This is a genomic window from Microbacterium sp. W1-4-2 (assembly GCF_058349885.2).
This window is the reverse complement of sequence record NZ_JBYRJC020000001.1, coordinates 663,430-678,127: the sequence shown is the minus strand read 5'-3', so window position 1 is coordinate 678,127 and position 14,698 is coordinate 663,430. Positions and strand designations below refer to the sequence as shown.

Here is a 14,698-nt window from a genome sequence, read left to right as displayed (position 1 = left end):
CAGATGGTATGCCAAGGCGTAACATGTCACGCACTACTCCTTCGAAGACGTGGGAAGACGTAGGAAGAGGTACCCCTCATGACCACCCCCCGAAGCCCCCAGTCCCTTCTCGACCGCATGGACGCCCTGCCGGTGATGCGGCCGCACTACAAGCTCGCTCTCATCGGCGGGCTCGGCCTGCTCTTCGACGGCATGGACGGGTCGATGGTCTCGTACATCCTCCCGATCATCCGGCCGCTGTGGAATCTCGACAGCGCCCAGGTCGGGCTCATCGGCAGCTCCCTCCTGATCGGCATCCTCATCGGCGCGATCGCCGCCGGGGTGCTCGGCGACAGGATCGGCCGTCGCCGCGTCATGATGTGGGCGCTCGCGCTCTACGCGGTCGCGACGCTCATCGCCGCGACGTCGCAGAGCTGGGAGTTCTTCTTCGTCATGCGCGTGATCGCAGGCATCGGCATCGGCGCCGAGTCCGCGATCATCCCGACGTTCATCGCCGAGCTGATCCCGAAGAAGCGCCGAGGTCTGTTCGTGGGCGGCGTCGCCGGCTTCTTCGCCCTGGGCTACGTGTTCTCGGCGATCATCGGCACGACGATCGTGGCGCACTTCGCCGACGGCTGGCGGATCAGCCAGGTCGTCACCGCACTGCCCGTGCTGATGCTGGTCTGGTGGCGACGCGTGCTGCCCGAGTCGCCCCGCTGGCTCCTCGAGCAGGGCAGGGTCGCCGAAGCCGAAGAGATCGTCGACGGCCTCGAGCGGGGCGTGCTCGTGGGCAGGCCCTCGAAGCAGGCGCTGGCCGCCGAGGCCGCGCAGCCGCGGGTGCGCGAGCGCGCACCGTTGTTCCGCCACCTCGAGCTGTGGACCCGCGAGAACGCACGCGCGACCGTGGTCATCTGGGTGCTGTGGATCGCCGTGACGTTCTCGTTCTACGGCTTCTTCACCTGGATCCCGTCGCTGCTCGTGCTGCGCGGCATGTCGATCACGACGAGCTTCACGTACTCGCTGATCATCACCCTCGCCCAGATCCCCGGGTACTACAGTGCGGCGTTCCTGAACGAACGGCTCAGCCGCAAGATCACGATCGCGACCTACCTCATCGGCGGCGCGCTGGCCGCCCTCGCGCTGTCGCAGGCGCATACAGAGGGGTACGTGCTGCTGTTCGGCTCGCTCCTGTCATTCTTCATGAACGGCTCGTACGCCGGTCTCTACGCGTACACCCCCGAGGTGTACAGCACGCGGCTGCGGGCGACCGGCATGGGCAGCGCCTCGGCGGTCGGGCGCATCGGCGGCATCGTCGCGCCGATCCTCATCGGCGTGGCCTTTCCGGCGCTCGGGTTCAGCGGCGTGTTCGTCATGTTCGTCTCGGTGCTGGGGGCGGCCGCGCTTATCGTGCTCGTGCTGGGCGCACCGACCAACGGGCGCTCGCTCGAGGAGATCACGGGCGCGATCCGCATCCCCGAGAAGGTCCGGAAGGAGCAGGCCCATGGCACTCAGGCGTGATCCCGGCTCCCCCGCCGCGCCGACGACGGTCACACTGCGGGACGCCCGCGTACTGGATGCCGCGTCCGGCGACGTCCGCGATGCCGGCACGATCGTCGCCCGGGACGGAGAGATCGTCGAGGTCTCGGCATCCACCCGCAGCGTGCCCGGTGCCGTCGAGTACTCGCTCGCGGGCCTGACCGTCCTGCCCGGACTGATCGACGCGCACGCCCATGTGACCCAGGCATCCGGGGACTTCGCCGAGATCCTCTCCTGGTCGCCGCACTACCACGCCGCCCGCACCTCGGTGATCATGCACGAGATGCTGCTGCGCGGATTCACCACCGTGCGCGACATGGGCGGGGCCGACACGGGTCTTGCCCGCGCGGTCGACGAGCGCCTGTTCACCGGCCCGCGGCTGAAGGCCGGCGGCCCGATCTTCGCACCGACCGGCGGCCACGCGCTCACCCACGTGTGCGACGGCGAGGTGGAGCTGCGGCGGGCCCTGCGCGCCCAGTTCCGCGACGGGGCCGACCACGCCAAGCTCACGCTGTTGGGTGGCGTCATCTCGAAGATGCGGCTGGAGGCCCTCGCGTTCTCGGACGCCGAGGTGGCCGCCGCCGTCGACGAGGCGAACCTGGCGCACCGCTACATCGCCGCGCACGTGTACACGGCCGAGGCGATCGCGCGGGCCCTGCGCCTGGGCGTGCGCACGATCGAGCACGGCAACCTGCTCGACGACGAGTGCATCTCGCTCTTCTTGGACAACGGCGCGTTCTACGTGCCGACCCTCGCCACGTTCTGGGCGATCCTGTCCGGGCACACCGGTCACGGCATCACCCCCGACAAGCGCGCGGCGGTCGCCGAGATCTTCGAGCGCGGCCTCGATTCGTTGCAGCGCGCGGCGGCGGCCGGAGTGCCGATCGGCTACGGCACGGACCTGCACGGCGCCGGCCTCGCCTTCCAGCTCGAGGAGTTCGCGCTGCGCGCACGCGTGCAGGAGCCGATCGACGTCATCCGCTCGGCGACGCTCGTCGGGGCCGACATCGTCGGCGAGCCGGGGCGTGTCGGCGTCGTGCAGGAGGGTGCACGGGCGGACCTGATCGCCGTCGACGGCGATCCACGCGAAGACATCACCGTCCTGTCGTCGGGCACGCGCGTGCGCTTCGTCCTCACCGACGGCGACCCCCTGCGCATCGGCTGACGGGCGCGACCTCGCTGACCTCCCCGCACAGGCCGGTGGCCTAGCCTGGGAAGGCTATGGCACATCTTCTCGGGGCGGAGTCCCTGCATCTGGAATACCCGACCCGGATCGTGTTCGACGCGGTCAGCCTCGGCGTCGACGAGGGCGACCGGATCGGCATCGTCGGCCGCAACGGCGACGGCAAGTCGAGCCTTGTGGCGATGCTCACCGGACGCCTCGAGCCCGACGGCGGGCAGGTCACCACGCGCCGCGGCGTGCGCATCGGCGTGCTCGAGCAGCAGGACGCCCTGGACGACCACGAGACCGTCGGCCACGCGATCGTCGGCGACCTCCCCGAGCACGAGTGGGCCGGCGATGCGCGCACCCGCGACGTCATCGCGGGCCTGGTCGCCGATCTGAACTGGGACGGACGGATCGGGATGCTGTCGGGCGGCCAGCGCCGGCGTGTGGCCCTTGCGGCGCTGCTGCGCGCGGACTGGGACGTCATCGCACTCGACGAGCCGACCAACCATCTCGACGTCGAGGCGATCGCCTGGCTGGCAGGACACATCAAGACGCGCTGGAGCGCGAACTCCGGCGCGCTGCTCATGGTCACGCACGATCGCTGGTTCCTCGACGAGGTGTGCAACACGACGTGGGAGGTGCACGACCGGATCGTCGAGCCGTTCGAGGGCGGCTACGCGGCGTACATCCTGCAGCGCGTCGAGCGCGATCGGCAGGCGGCGGCGATCGAGGCGCGCCGACAGAACCTCGCCCGCCGCGAGCTCGCGTGGCTGCGCCGCGGCGCCCCCGCCCGCACCTCGAAGCCGAAGTTCCGCATCGACGCGGCCAACGCCCTCATCGCGGACGTGCCGCCGTTGCGCGACGCCGTCGCCCTGCAGGCACTGGCCACCGCGCGCCTGGGCAAGGACGTCGTCGACCTGCTCGAGGCATCCTACTCGTGGCACGACCCCGCAACCGATGCCGAGCAGGAGCTGCTGCACGCGGTGGAGTGGCGCATCGCGCCCGGTGAGCGCACCGGCATCCTCGGGGTCAACGGTGCCGGCAAGTCGACGCTGCTCGGGCTCGTGGACGGCTCGGTCGCCCCGACCGCCGGTCGCGTCAAGCGCGGCAAGACCGTGCAGATCGCTGCGCTCTCGCAGCGGATGGACGAGCTGACCGAGCACCTCGACAAGCCTGTGCGCATCGTGCTCGACACCCTGCGCACGACGTACACGTTCGGCAGCGGCTCGAAGGCCGCGGAGCTCACCCCCGGGCAGCTGCTGGAGCGGATGGGGTTCTCGAGCGCCCAGCTGTCGACGCCGGTGAAGGACCTCTCGGGCGGTCAGAAGCGCCGTCTGCAGCTGCTGCTCGTGCTGCTGAGCCAGCCGAACGTGCTGATCCTCGACGAGCCCACGAACGACCTCGACACCGACATGCTCGCCGCCATGGAAGAGCTGCTCGACTCGTGGCCCGGGACCCTGCTGGTCGTCTCGCATGACCGATACTTCCTCGAGCGGGTCACCGACCAGCAGTACGCGATCCTCGACAAGCGCTTCCGCCACCTGCCCGGCGGCGTCGACGAGTACCTGCGCCTGCGGGCCGACCAGCGCAACCGCACCGCGGCGCCCGCGAGAACGGATGCCGCGGCCGTGGCATCCTCCCCCGCCCTGTCGGGAGCGGACCGGCGTGCCGCCGAGAAAGAGGTCTCCTCGATCGATCGGCGGCTGCAGAGGATCCAGCAGGAGCTCGCCGCCGTCGACCTGAAGCTCGCCGACGCGCACGATGACTATGCCGCGCTCGTGCGCCTGCAGGGCGAACGCGATGCGCTCACGTCCGAGAGCGCGTCCCTCGAGGAGCGGTGGCTCGAGCTGTCGGAGAAGCTCGAGGGCTGACTCACGCCGCCACGGTCTGCGCCGCCGGCTCGATGCGGATGACGACCGACTTCGACGCCGGCGTGTTGCTCACCTCGGCCGTCGCCCCGAGCGGGACGAGCGGGTTCGCCTCGGGGAAGTACGCGGCCGCACAGCCGCGCGCCGTCGGATAGGCCACGAGCCGGAAGCTGCGCACGACCCGGTCGACGCCGTCGCTGAACTCGCTGTGCACGTCGACGCGCTGGCCGTCGCGCAGACCCAGGTCGGCGATGTCGAGGGGATTCACGAACACGACGTCGCGACCCTTCTTCACACCGCGGTAGCGGTCGTTCAGGCTGTAGATCGTCGTGTTGAACTGGTCGTGCGCCCGGATCGTCTGCAACAGCAGACGTCCTTCGGGGCAGTCGACGTAGTCACGGGCGTTGACGGTGAACATGGCCTTGCCGGTCGCCGTCGGGAACGTGCGCGAGTCGCGCGGGCCGTGCGGCAGCACGAATCCGCCCTTGTTGCGGATCTTGCGGTTGTAGTCGTCGCAGCCGGCGCACACGTGCGAGATGTGCTCGCGGATCGTGTCGTAGTCGCGCTCGAAGCCCGCCCAGTCGACGCTCACCTTGTCGCCGAGGGTCGCCCGGGCCAGTCTGCTGACGATCGCGATCTCGCTGAGCAGGCCGGGCGCGACCGGTTCGACCTTGCCCCACGACGGATGCACGGCGCAGACGGTGTCTTCGACCGAGACGAACTGCTCCCCCGTCGCCTGGCGGTCGATCTCGGTGCGTCCCATCGTCGGCAGGATCAGCGCCTCGCGTCCGACCACGGCGTGCGATCGGTTGAGCTTGGTCGAGATCTGCACGGTGAGCTCCGCCTTGCGCATCGCCTCTTCGGCTGCGTGCGTGTCGGAGACGGCCGAGACGAGGTTGCCGCCCAGGGCCACCCAGACCTTCAGCCGGCCCTCGGACAGGGCACGGATGCCGTCTACGCTGTCGACTCCGTTCACCCGGGGCGGATCGAAGCCGAACTCCGCCTGCAGCTTGTCGAGGAAGGCGGGCGGCATCTTCTCCCAGATGCCCATCGTCCGGTCGCCCTGCACATTGCTGTGGCCCCGGATCGGCGAGGCTCCCGCGCCCGGCTTGCCGATGTTGCCGCGCAGGAACAGCAGGTTCATGATCTCTTTGATCGTGGCGACCGCCCGCTTGTGCTGGGTCAGTCCCATCGCCCACGTGATGATGACCCGGTCGGCCTTCATGTAGCGGTCGGCCAGTCCCCCGATCTCGCCGGCGGTCAGCCCCGTCGTGCGCAGCACCTCGACCTCGTCGAGATCGCGCAGGCTCTGCGCGTACTCGTCGAAGCCCTGGCAGTACCGGTCGATGAAGTCGCGGTCGAGCACCGTGCCGGGGGCTGCCTCCTCTGCCTCGATCACGCGCTTGGCCACGGCCTGCATGAGCGCCTGGTCGCCGGCCAGCCGGATCTGCAGGTAGTCGTCGGCCAGGCCTGTGCCCTTGCCGATCCATCCGCCGACCTTCTGCGGGTTCTTGTAGCGCATGAGCCCGGCCTCGGGCAGCGGGTTCACCGCGACGATGGCCGCACCCGCCTGCTTGGCCTCTTCGAGGGCGGTGAGCATGCGCGGGTGGTTGGTGCCGGGGTTCTGGCCCATGATGATGATCAGATCGGCCTTGGCGAAGTCGTCGTACGAGATCGTGCACTTGCCGACCCCGATCACCTCGCCGAGGGCAGCGCCCGTCGACTCGTGGCACATATTGGAGCAGTCCGGCAGGTTGTTCGTGCCGAAGGCGCGCGCGAACAGCTGGTACGCGAACGCGGCCTCGTTCGAGGTCCGGCCGCTGGTGTAGAACGCCGCCTGGTCCGGGGAGTCGAGGGACCGCAGCTTCTCGGACACGATGCGGAACGCCTCGTCCCAGCCGATCGGCTCATAGCGGTCGCTGTCGGCGGCCTTGTACACGGGTTCGACGAGGCGCCCCTGCATGCCGAGCCAGTACTCGGTCTTCTCCAGCAGGACGGGGATCGGGTGATCGCGCCAGAAGTCGCGCGAGACCGTGACCGGCGTGGCCTCCCAGGTGACGGCCTTCGCCCCGTTCTCGCAGAACTCCGCGATCTTGCGGTGGTCGGGATCCGGCCACGCGCAGCTCATGCAGTCGAAGCCGTCCTTGTGGTTCATGGAGGTGAGCAGCTTCGCCGCTCTGCCGATACCCATGTCGCGGACGGCCGGCCCCACCGAATGCGTGATGCCGGGGATGCCTGCGGCCCATGTCTTGGGATGGGCGATCTGGATGTCCTCCCGGTCGTCGACCTTCCGTTCTGTGCTGACCTGTTCACTCATCATGGTGCACTTCCTCTGCGCACGAGTCCTGCTTTCAGGCATACGCCTGACATCGCGCTCGTGCAACCCTGATTCGGGCAGATCAGGCGCGACGCGGCGCGCTTGAGATTCACCGCGGGCAGGGACACTATGTGAACGAGGGGAACGATTGATAATCGAAGAAGGTCCATCATGCAATTCGCAGTTTCGATGTTCCCACCCCTGGCCCTCGGCTTCTTCGGCCTCGGCACCGGCTACCTCATCTACGGCCCGCAAGAGCTGTTCGGGTGGCCGAAACGAGATGAGAGAGTCGACCGTGCCACCGGTGTCTGGGGCATCTGGTTGCCCGGGCTGTGCCAATTCATCGCAGGAATGATCCTGTTCATAGGCATGAGTTGGTTCCAGGTATTCAAAGACGCACCGCTTTACATGGCCGCATTCGCGTTCTCGGCATACGGCATCCACTGGTTCGCAATCGGCTATAACCGTTATCGCGGAAGCGACCCGCGCCCGAACGCGGGAATGTGCGTCGCGTTCTTCATCATCTCCATTGTCGGCCTCGTCGTGTTCTTCGTCGCCGGCGACTGGGCGGTCGGCCTGCTGTTCGTCGGCCTGGCCCTCATCTATCTGTCCGACTTCTTCGCCTCGATCGGGCAGAGGCTGGGCGAGCGTGCGCTGGGATTCTGGCACCTGGTCACGGGGTTGTGGCTGATGTACCTGATGCTCGCCGTCGCGTTCAATTTCTCACTGGGCTGGTCGCTCGCTGTCTGACCGGCCCATCCCACCCACCGCCGCCGCCGCCTCACGTTCCCCTCGTGACGGCGGCGGCGGTGCGTGAGCGCGACGAGCGCCTACTTCAGCCCGTTGTCGGACAGGAACTTCTTGGCGATGTCGGCCGGCGACTGCTGATCCGTCGTGTTCTGGACGTTCATGTCGACCAGCACCTCGGGCGTGAGCTTGGCCTGGACGGCGTTGATGACGTCAGCCACCTTGCCTTCGACGTCCTTGCTCACCAGGGGCACGATGTTCGAGGCGAGGATCATGCCCTTCGGATCCTTGAGCACGACCAGATCGTCCGTCTTGATGCGCGGGTCGGAGGTGTACACGTCCGCCACGTTGACGGTGCCGGCCACCAGGCTCTCAACCGTGGTGTCACCGGTCGCCTTGAACCCGATGTCGATGCCGTAGATCGACTTGAGTCCCTTCGGGCCGTACGGGCGGTCGGCCAGTTCGGGGTTGCCGCCGAGGGTGAGCGGCACCGTGACGTTCGCGAGGTCGGCGATGGAGCTCAGGTGGTACTTGTCGGCGAAGGCCTTGGTCACCGTGTACGAGTCCTGATCGGTGGCCGTCGCCATGTCGAGCACCGCGAGATTGGCCGGCAGCGCCTTCTTCAGCGCTGCGTAGACGTCGTCCGGCGCGGTCTCGGTCGCGTTCTTGTTCAAGTACTGCAGCAGGTTGCCGGTGTACTCGGGGAACAACTGGATCTGCCCCTTCTCGAGCGTGGGCATGTACGCGTCGCGCTGGCCGATGTTGAACTTGCGCTGGACTTTCATGCCGTCGCCTTCGATCGCCTGGGCATAGATCTCGGCGATGATCTCGTTCGACGCGTACGCCTGCGAGCCGATGACGATCGCCGAGCCCGAGCCGCCCGAGGCGCCGGTGCTGGGACTGAGAGGGTTGTTCGAGGAGCAGCCCGCGAGGGCGAGCGCCGCTCCGACGATCGCGGCGACGGCCGCGATGCTCTTCTTCGCATGCATGATGGCTTCTCTTTCTGTGGGTGGGAGGACAGCGGTCAGGTGAGCGCTTCGCGGACGATCTGCTCGTCGGGCCGCACGGCCCGCCGCGGCGGCCGGACGGTACGCACGCCCCGTGGCACGCTCCAGCGCTGCAGCAGCGCGAAGACGCCGTCGAGCACGAGCGCGAGCGCGGCGACCAGGATCGCACCGCCGAGCACCATGTCGATCCGCTGCAGCGGGAAGCCGGCGAGGATGTACTGGCCGAGCCCGCCGATGGGCACGTAGGCGGCGATCGTCACGGTCGCGACGACCTGCAGCATCGCCGAGCGGATGCCGCCGACCAGAAGCGGCAGGCCCAGGGGCACTTCGATGCGCCACAGCACCTGCCACTGCGTCATACCCACGGCGCGGCCGGCGCCGATCACGGAGCGGTCGATGGCCTCGAACCCGGCGTACGCGCCGGCGAGGATCGATGGGATGGCGAGGATGACGAACGTGATGACCGCCGCCGCGGGGGTGCGCAGCACCCCCATCAGCAGCACGAGCAGGATGAACAGCCCGAACGACGGGATGGCCCGGGCGGCGCCCGAGATCGCGACGGCGACGTCGCGCCCCTTGCCGGTGTGCCCGATGAGCCAGCCCGCCGGGACGGCGATCGCCATCGCCGCCGCGACCGACAGCACCGAGTACAGCAGGTGCACCCCGAGCGCGACCGGGATCGGGTCGGTGCCGGCCAGGTCGCCGCCGAAGATCCACCGGATGGCCTCGATGAGAAAGGTCACGCGATCGCCTCCTGCGCGCCCTGCCGGACGCCCTCGGGGAGCGCGCGAGTCGTCCAGGGCATCAGGATGCGGCCGGCGAGCACGAGTAGCAGGTCGACGACCAGCGCGATCACCATCACGGCCACGATCCCGGCGAGCACCTCGAGCGTGATGCGCCGCTGCAGGCCGTTCGTGAACAGGTAGCCGAGATTGGTCACCCCGATGAGGATGCCGACGGTGGCCAGGGCGATCGTGCTGGCGGCCATGACCCGCAGCCCCGCCAGCACGACGGGTCCGGACAGCGGGAACTCCACGGCCCAGAACCGGCGCCACCCGCCGTACCCGACCGCCGTGGCGGCCAACCGCACGTCCTCGTCGACGGAGTCGAGCCCGTCGGCCACCGCCCGGACCATGAGCGCGATGCCGTAGATCGTCAGGGCGACGATGAGGTTGATGTCGCTGAGGTAGCTCGTGCCCAGCAGCAGCGGCAGCAGCACCAGCAGCGCGAGCGACGGAATCGTGTACAGCAGACCCGTGATCACGAGGATCGGCCCGCGCACGAGTCGGTAACGCCACGCCACCCACCCGAGCGGGATGGACAGCGCGAACGCGACCGCGATCGGGATGAGACTCTGTCGCAGGTGCACGAGCGAGAGCTGCAGGATCAGTCCGAGGTTCTCTGAGAGCCAGATCACCCGGTGCCCTCTTCCACGCGCGCGGCCTCGGCCGCCGTCGCGCCGTCGACGATCGCCCCCTGAGTGCGCCCCACCGAGTCGACGACCACCACGCCGCGGGGGGTGCGCTTCAGGCGCAGGGCGCGGGCGCCGCGTTCGGCGCCGATGAATGTCGACACGAAGTCGGACGCCGGGTCTTCGATGATCTCGTCGGGGGTGCCGCGCTGGGCGATCTGCGCTCCCTTCTGCAGGATCACGACCTGGTCGCCGAGCAGGAACGCCTCGTCGATGTCGTGCGTGACGAACACGACGGTCTTGTCGAGCTCGCGCTGCAGCCGCCGCAGCTCCTGCTGCAGCTCGGCGCGGACGATGGGGTCGACCGCCCCGAACGGCTCGTCCATCAGCAGGATGTTGGGGTCGGCCGCGAGCCCGCGCGCGACGCCGACCCGCTGCTGCTGACCGCCGGAGAGCTGGCTCGGGTAGCGCGCGGCCATCTGTCGGTCGAGCCCGACGGTGTCCATGAGCTCGCGCGCCCTGGCCCGGGCATCCTTCTTCTTCACGCCCTGCAGCACCGGGACCGTGGCGATGTTGTCTTCGACGGTCAGGTGCGGCAGCAGGCCGGAGTTCTGCATGACGTACCCGATGCCGCGCCGCAGCGGCACCGCCGGGCGCGTCGCGATGTCGTCGCCATCGATCTCGATCGTGCCGGACGTGGGGTCGACCATGCGGTTGATCATGCGCAGCAGCGTCGTCTTGCCCGATCCGCTCGAGCCGACCAGCACCGTGATGCGGCGCGCCGGAATGATCAGATCGAAGTCTCGGACGGCGGCCGTCCCGTCCGGGTAGAGCTTCGACACGCCGCGGAACTCGATCAGGGCGCGACCTCGACTTCGGGGTCGAACGCGACGTAGCCCGAGAAGTCGCGACCGACCTTCTCGATCCCGCTCGGATACGGCGTGGGATATGCCCACGCCAGATCCGCCCGCAATCCGTCGCCGTCCTTCACCGAGTAGTACTGGCACTCGCCCTTCCACGGGCACGTGTAGGGCGTGTCGCTGCGCTCGAGCAGCGAGAAGTCCACCGCGCGGGGCGGGAAGTACCAGTTGCCCTCGATCCTGATGAGATCCGCCTCGTCCGCTTCTGCGATCGTGACGTCGCCGAGTCGTGCCCTCATGGTTACCTCCATGCCGCCGGTTTCTCGCGTGTTCTCGAGACTAACCCAGGCCTCCGACACGGGATCGGATCGATACCGGAAGCACAGCCCGGTACCAGCGATCCCGCCGTGTCCCTGGGATCGCGCTCAGTACCAGAAGCTCAGCCTGGGCGGGACGGGCCAGGAGAATAGGGATGCCGCGGCCGCGGCATCCGTCGCCGTCATCCGCCCCGCGGCCGCCAGCGTCGCCGGCGACACGCCGCCGAGCACGATCGCCGACAGCTCGGCGGTGCCCAGTCGCAGGACGGGCGCGTCGGACGGGCCGGCGTCGGACCGGCCGGCGTCGGACCGGCCGGCGTCGGCCGCGGCGCTCACCCGCGCGCTGCCGTCGTCGGCGGCCTCGAGCAGCCACGTCCCGCCGCCGATGCCGAGGGGATCCTCGACGTCGAGCAGCACGCGGCCGGCCCGGGCGTATCGCCGGGCGCCGAGCACCGTCGGCACGTCGAGCACGCGTACGTAGTGGTGGTCCCTGATCGTGACCGTCGCCGCCCGCTGGTCCGAGATCATCCACAGCAGCGGCTCGTCGGTCGACAGCTCGGTCGCCGTGACGGTGCCGACCAGGGGCAGCTCGACGAGGTAGCGCCACAGGCCCGCGTACGCCTCGGCGTCCTCGGCCAGCAGCAGCAGAATGCGCACCGACGACTTCGTGAAGTCGTCATGGTTCTCGTGCACCGTGTACATCGCGACGCCGCCCGGCTCGCCGCTCGCGGTCGTGTACTGCACGGCCCGCACCGCGCCCGGCTTGTCGGCGTCGGGGTCGGTGCCGGTGAACCTGCCCCAGTGCGCGTCGGGGACGGCGAGCTCGCCCGGCCACGCGGAGCGCACGCGTTCGTGCAGCGCGGGGGCCAGACGACGCGCCTGCTCGCGGGTGATGAAGTCGACGCGGCCGGGTGCGTCCGGTCCCGCCCACCGTGTGCGCTTCGTGTCGATCACCCAGGTGGCCGCCGCCGTCGCCGGGGCGAACCCGTAGCGCCCGTAGAGCGTGGACTCGCTCACCGTGAGCGCGGCCATCGGCACGCCCAGCGCCGCCGCGTGCCGCAGCTCGCCCTCCATCATCGTGCGCGCGATGCCGCGGCGCCGGTGGGTCGGGGCGACCGTCACGGCGCTGATCGCGGCGGTCGGCAGCATCGTCCCGCCGGGCATCGTCAGCTCGCCGACCCACGACGCGAACGTGCCCACCGGCACGTCGGGGATCGGCCCCGACGGGTCGTAGACGCCGATGTGCCGCCGGTAGCCGGCCCGCTCGATCGAGGCTGCGAGCTGCTCCGGGGTGCGCTCGGCGTCGAGGAAGCCCCGTGCGGTCGCCTGCAGCCATCCCTCCAGCTCGGGACGCTGCGGCGGCACCCGCCGCAGCTCGAGCCCGATGCTGTGCAGCCGGCGGGCGGCGGCCTCGTCGACCGGTCCGTCGAGGTGTCGTGCGGGCAGCTGGTCGTCCATGTTCCTCCTGTCGGTGGTGCGGCCCCGGGCCGCTCGGTGGGCGGCTCAGGCCGCGATGACCCGTGCGCCGGGCACCGGGCCGTGCACGTGCAGCGCCTGATGGCCCTGCGCGCTGAGGGTGATCTGCAGTCCGATCGCGGCCCGCTCGTCTTCGGCGAGCATCGCGATCGTGGGCCCCGAGCCCGACACGAGTGCCGTGAGCGCGCCCTCGCGCAGACCGAGGTTGATGATGTCGTCCAGCGGCGGACGCAGGCGCAGCGAGGCGGGCGTGAGGTCGTTGTGGGATGCCGCGGCCAGCCGGTCCGCGTCGCCCTGGCGCAGCGCCTGCAGCACGGTCGGCCGCACGGTCGGGTGCCGCGTGATCGGCTCGACCCGGGGCCCCACCGACGCGCGGTACTCGTCGAGCTCGGCATAGACGGCCGGGGTCGACATCCCCTCGTCGCTGGTGACCAGCACCCAGTCGAAGCGCCCCTTGGCCAGCGCCGGGTTGAGCTGGTCGCCGCGGCCCGTGCCCACCGCGGTCCCGCCCATCAGCGCGAACGGCACGTCGGCGCCCAGCTGTGCGCCCAGCGCCAGCAGCTCGGCGTGCGAGAGGCCCGCGCCCCACAGCTCGTCGCAGGCGACGAGTGCGGCCGCGGCATCCGCCGACCCGCCGCCCATGCCGCCGGCGACCGGCACCGTCTTGTGGACCTGCAGGTGCACGCCGTCGACGGCGCCGACTTCGCGCGCGAGCAGGCGCGCGGCGCGCAGGGCGAGGTTCGTGTCATCACGCGGCACGCCCGCGATGTCGACGCTGCCGGTCACGCTGAGCGTGAAGCCGTCGGCGGGCGTGGCCCAGACGTCCTCGTACAGCGACACGGCCTGATAGACCGATGCGACCGGGTGATACCCGTCGGGCTCGAGGCCGCCGACCTGGAAGTACACGTTGATCTTCCCGGGTGCACGCGCGTGCACCCGATCGACGGTCGATGCCATGCTCACAGCTTCGCCGACACCGCCCACAGGTCGACGTCGATCGAGTCGCTCAGCGTGTCGATCTGCTCGATCTCGGCCACGTCGAAGGCGGGACCCGACAGCGCCTCGAGGTTCTCGTCGAGCTGCGCACGGCGCGAGGCGCCGATGAGGGCGGATGCCACGACTCCGTCGCGCAGCACCCACTGCAGCGCCATCTGGGCGAGGGTCTGCCCGCGCTCCTTGGCGATCCGGTCGAGGCTGCGCAGCGCCGAGAGCCCCGCGTCGGACAGGCGCGCGTCCGGCAGCGACGAGCGCTGCTGGGCGCGCACTGCCGTGCCGTCGGCGAGGTACTTCGAGGTGAGCAGGCCCTGCGCGAGCGGGGTGAACGCGATCGCCCCCATCCCCTCCTGCCTGAGCACGCCGGTCAGCCCGTCCTCGATCCAGCGGTTGAGGATCGAGTACGCGGGCTGATGGATCACCAGCGGCGTGCCGAGGCTGCGCGCGACGCCCTTGGCCGCGGCGGTGCGCTCTGCGCTGTAGGACGAGATGCCGACGTACAGCGCCTTGCCCTGCCGCACCAGGGTGTCCAGCGCCCCGACCGTCTCCTCGATCGGGGTGACCGGGTCGACGCGGTGCGAATAGAAGATGTCGACGTGGTCCAGGCCCATGCGCGCAAGCGACTGCTCGGCGCTGGCCAGGATGTACTTGCGGCTGCCGAGGTCGCCGTAGGGGCCGGGCCACATGTCCCACCCGGCCTTCGACGAGATGATCAGCTCGTCGCGGTACGGGCGGAAGTCCTCGCGCATCATGCGGCCGAAGTTCGTCTCTGCCGAGCCGTACGGCGGACCGTAGTTGTTCGCCAGGTCGAAGTGCGTGATGCCGCTGTCGAAGGCGTGCCGCAGGAGCGCCCGCTGATTGTCGAACGGGAAGTTGTCGCCGAAGTTCCACCACAGGCCCAGCGAGATCGGCGGCAGGTAGAGACCGGAGTCGCCGACCTGCCGGTAGGCGAAGCCGTCGTATCTGTCCGCGGCCGCGGTGTAGGGACGGTGGATGTCGTTCATGTCGGTGCGGAATCG

13 protein-coding genes are annotated in these 14,698 nt (G+C 69.7%); 4 read left to right on the top strand and 9 right to left on the bottom strand.

Going from position 1 to position 14,698, the window contains the following annotated elements:
- Positions 1-78: 78 nt before the first annotated feature.
- From AC3RX0_RS02955 to AC3RX0_RS02945, 3 genes are read left to right on the top strand one after another with little or no spacing between them, the layout of a single operon-like run.
- On the top strand, positions 79-1,497 hold the full coding sequence (locus AC3RX0_RS02955) for an MFS transporter (RefSeq protein ID WP_491504446.1): 1,419 nt from the start codon (positions 79-81) through the stop codon (positions 1,495-1,497).
- Positions 1,481-2,680, top strand: a complete 1,200-nt coding sequence (locus tag AC3RX0_RS02950) for a metal-dependent hydrolase family protein (RefSeq protein ID WP_491504445.1) — start codon at positions 1,481-1,483, stop codon at positions 2,678-2,680. The genes AC3RX0_RS02955 and AC3RX0_RS02950 overlap by 17 nt, the downstream gene beginning before the upstream one ends.
- 56 nt (positions 2,681-2,736) lie before the next feature.
- The gene (locus AC3RX0_RS02945; RefSeq protein WP_491504444.1) at positions 2,737-4,554 is read left to right on the top strand and encodes an ABC-F family ATP-binding cassette domain-containing protein; all 1,818 of its coding nucleotides are present in this window, start codon (positions 2,737-2,739) and stop codon (positions 4,552-4,554) included.
- 1 nt (position 4,555) lies between these two features.
- On the opposite strand, the gene AC3RX0_RS02940 is transcribed toward AC3RX0_RS02945, so the two are convergent.
- A complete protein-coding gene (locus AC3RX0_RS02940) occupies positions 4,556-6,871 on the bottom strand; it encodes an FdhF/YdeP family oxidoreductase (RefSeq protein ID WP_491504443.1) in 2,316 nt (771 codons plus the stop codon).
- Positions 6,872-7,039: 168 nt separating this feature from the next.
- Between AC3RX0_RS02940 and AC3RX0_RS02935 the strand changes: the two genes are divergently transcribed.
- Positions 7,040-7,618 carry a hypothetical protein gene (locus AC3RX0_RS02935; RefSeq protein ID WP_491504442.1) on the top strand — a complete coding sequence of 193 codons (579 nt, stop codon included), beginning with the start codon at positions 7,040-7,042 and terminating at the stop codon, positions 7,616-7,618.
- An 80-nt stretch (positions 7,619-7,698) separates the two neighbouring features.
- Here the strand turns inward: AC3RX0_RS02935 and AC3RX0_RS02930 are convergent, their stop codons facing one another.
- The 8 genes from AC3RX0_RS02930 to AC3RX0_RS02895 all read right to left on the bottom strand — a co-directional run bounded on the left by AC3RX0_RS02930 (position 7,699) and on the right by AC3RX0_RS02895 (position 14,683).
- Positions 7,699-8,604 carry an ABC transporter substrate-binding protein gene (locus AC3RX0_RS02930; protein ID WP_491504441.1) on the bottom strand — a complete coding sequence of 302 codons (906 nt, stop codon included), beginning with the start codon at positions 8,602-8,604 and terminating at the stop codon, positions 7,699-7,701.
- 35 nt (positions 8,605-8,639) lie between these two features.
- Positions 8,640-9,365: an ABC transporter permease gene (locus tag AC3RX0_RS02925; RefSeq protein ID WP_491504440.1), complete on the bottom strand. Its 726-nt coding sequence runs from the start codon at positions 9,363-9,365 to the stop codon at positions 8,640-8,642.
- Positions 9,362-10,039 carry an ABC transporter permease gene (locus AC3RX0_RS02920; RefSeq protein ID WP_491504439.1) on the bottom strand — a complete coding sequence of 226 codons (678 nt, stop codon included), beginning with the start codon at positions 10,037-10,039 and terminating at the stop codon, positions 9,362-9,364. The genes AC3RX0_RS02925 and AC3RX0_RS02920 overlap by 4 nt, the downstream gene beginning before the upstream one ends.
- Complete coding sequence (locus AC3RX0_RS02915) at positions 10,036-10,893, bottom strand: ABC transporter ATP-binding protein (RefSeq protein WP_491505364.1); 858 nt, start codon at positions 10,891-10,893, stop codon at positions 10,036-10,038. Before AC3RX0_RS02915 ends, AC3RX0_RS02920 begins: the two co-directional genes overlap by 4 nt.
- Positions 10,890-11,192 (bottom strand): DUF427 domain-containing protein, encoded by a 303-nt coding sequence (locus tag AC3RX0_RS02910; RefSeq protein ID WP_491504438.1) that lies wholly within the window; start codon positions 11,190-11,192, stop codon positions 10,890-10,892. The genes AC3RX0_RS02915 and AC3RX0_RS02910 overlap by 4 nt, the downstream gene beginning before the upstream one ends.
- Positions 11,193-11,318: 126 nt before the next feature.
- Positions 11,319-12,668, bottom strand: a complete 1,350-nt coding sequence (locus AC3RX0_RS02905) for a GNAT family N-acetyltransferase (protein ID WP_491504437.1) — start codon at positions 12,666-12,668, stop codon at positions 11,319-11,321.
- A gap of 45 nt (positions 12,669-12,713) precedes the next feature.
- On the bottom strand, positions 12,714-13,643 hold the full coding sequence (locus tag AC3RX0_RS02900; RefSeq protein WP_491504436.1) for a 4-(cytidine 5'-diphospho)-2-C-methyl-D-erythritol kinase: 930 nt from the start codon (positions 13,641-13,643) through the stop codon (positions 12,714-12,716).
- 2 nt (positions 13,644-13,645) lie between these two features.
- Positions 13,646-14,683: an aldo/keto reductase gene (locus AC3RX0_RS02895; protein WP_491505363.1), complete on the bottom strand. Its 1,038-nt coding sequence runs from the start codon at positions 14,681-14,683 to the stop codon at positions 13,646-13,648.
- Positions 14,684-14,698 lie beyond the last annotated feature (15 nt).

Coding starts and splice junctions, on each gene's coding strand:
- AC3RX0_RS02955 (WP_491504446.1), top strand. CDS start 79: ATGACCACCCCCCGAAGCCCCCAGTCCCTTCTCGACCGCATGGACGCC.
- AC3RX0_RS02950 (WP_491504445.1), top strand. CDS start 1,481: ATGGCACTCAGGCGTGATCCCGGCTCCCCCGCCGCGCCGACGACGGTC.
- AC3RX0_RS02945 (WP_491504444.1), top strand. CDS start 2,737: ATGGCACATCTTCTCGGGGCGGAGTCCCTGCATCTGGAATACCCGACC.
- AC3RX0_RS02940 (WP_491504443.1), bottom strand. CDS start 6,871: ATGATGAGTGAACAGGTCAGCACAGAACGGAAGGTCGACGACCGGGAG.
- AC3RX0_RS02935 (WP_491504442.1), top strand. CDS start 7,040: ATGCAATTCGCAGTTTCGATGTTCCCACCCCTGGCCCTCGGCTTCTTC.
- AC3RX0_RS02930 (WP_491504441.1), bottom strand. CDS start 8,604: ATGCATGCGAAGAAGAGCATCGCGGCCGTCGCCGCGATCGTCGGAGCG.
- AC3RX0_RS02910 (WP_491504438.1), bottom strand. CDS start 11,192: ATGAGGGCACGACTCGGCGACGTCACGATCGCAGAAGCGGACGAGGCG.
- AC3RX0_RS02905 (WP_491504437.1), bottom strand. CDS start 12,668: ATGGACGACCAGCTGCCCGCACGACACCTCGACGGACCGGTCGACGAG.
- AC3RX0_RS02900 (WP_491504436.1), bottom strand. CDS start 13,643: ATGGCATCGACCGTCGATCGGGTGCACGCGCGTGCACCCGGGAAGATC.
- AC3RX0_RS02895 (WP_491505363.1), bottom strand. CDS start 14,683: ATGAACGACATCCACCGTCCCTACACCGCGGCCGCGGACAGATACGAC.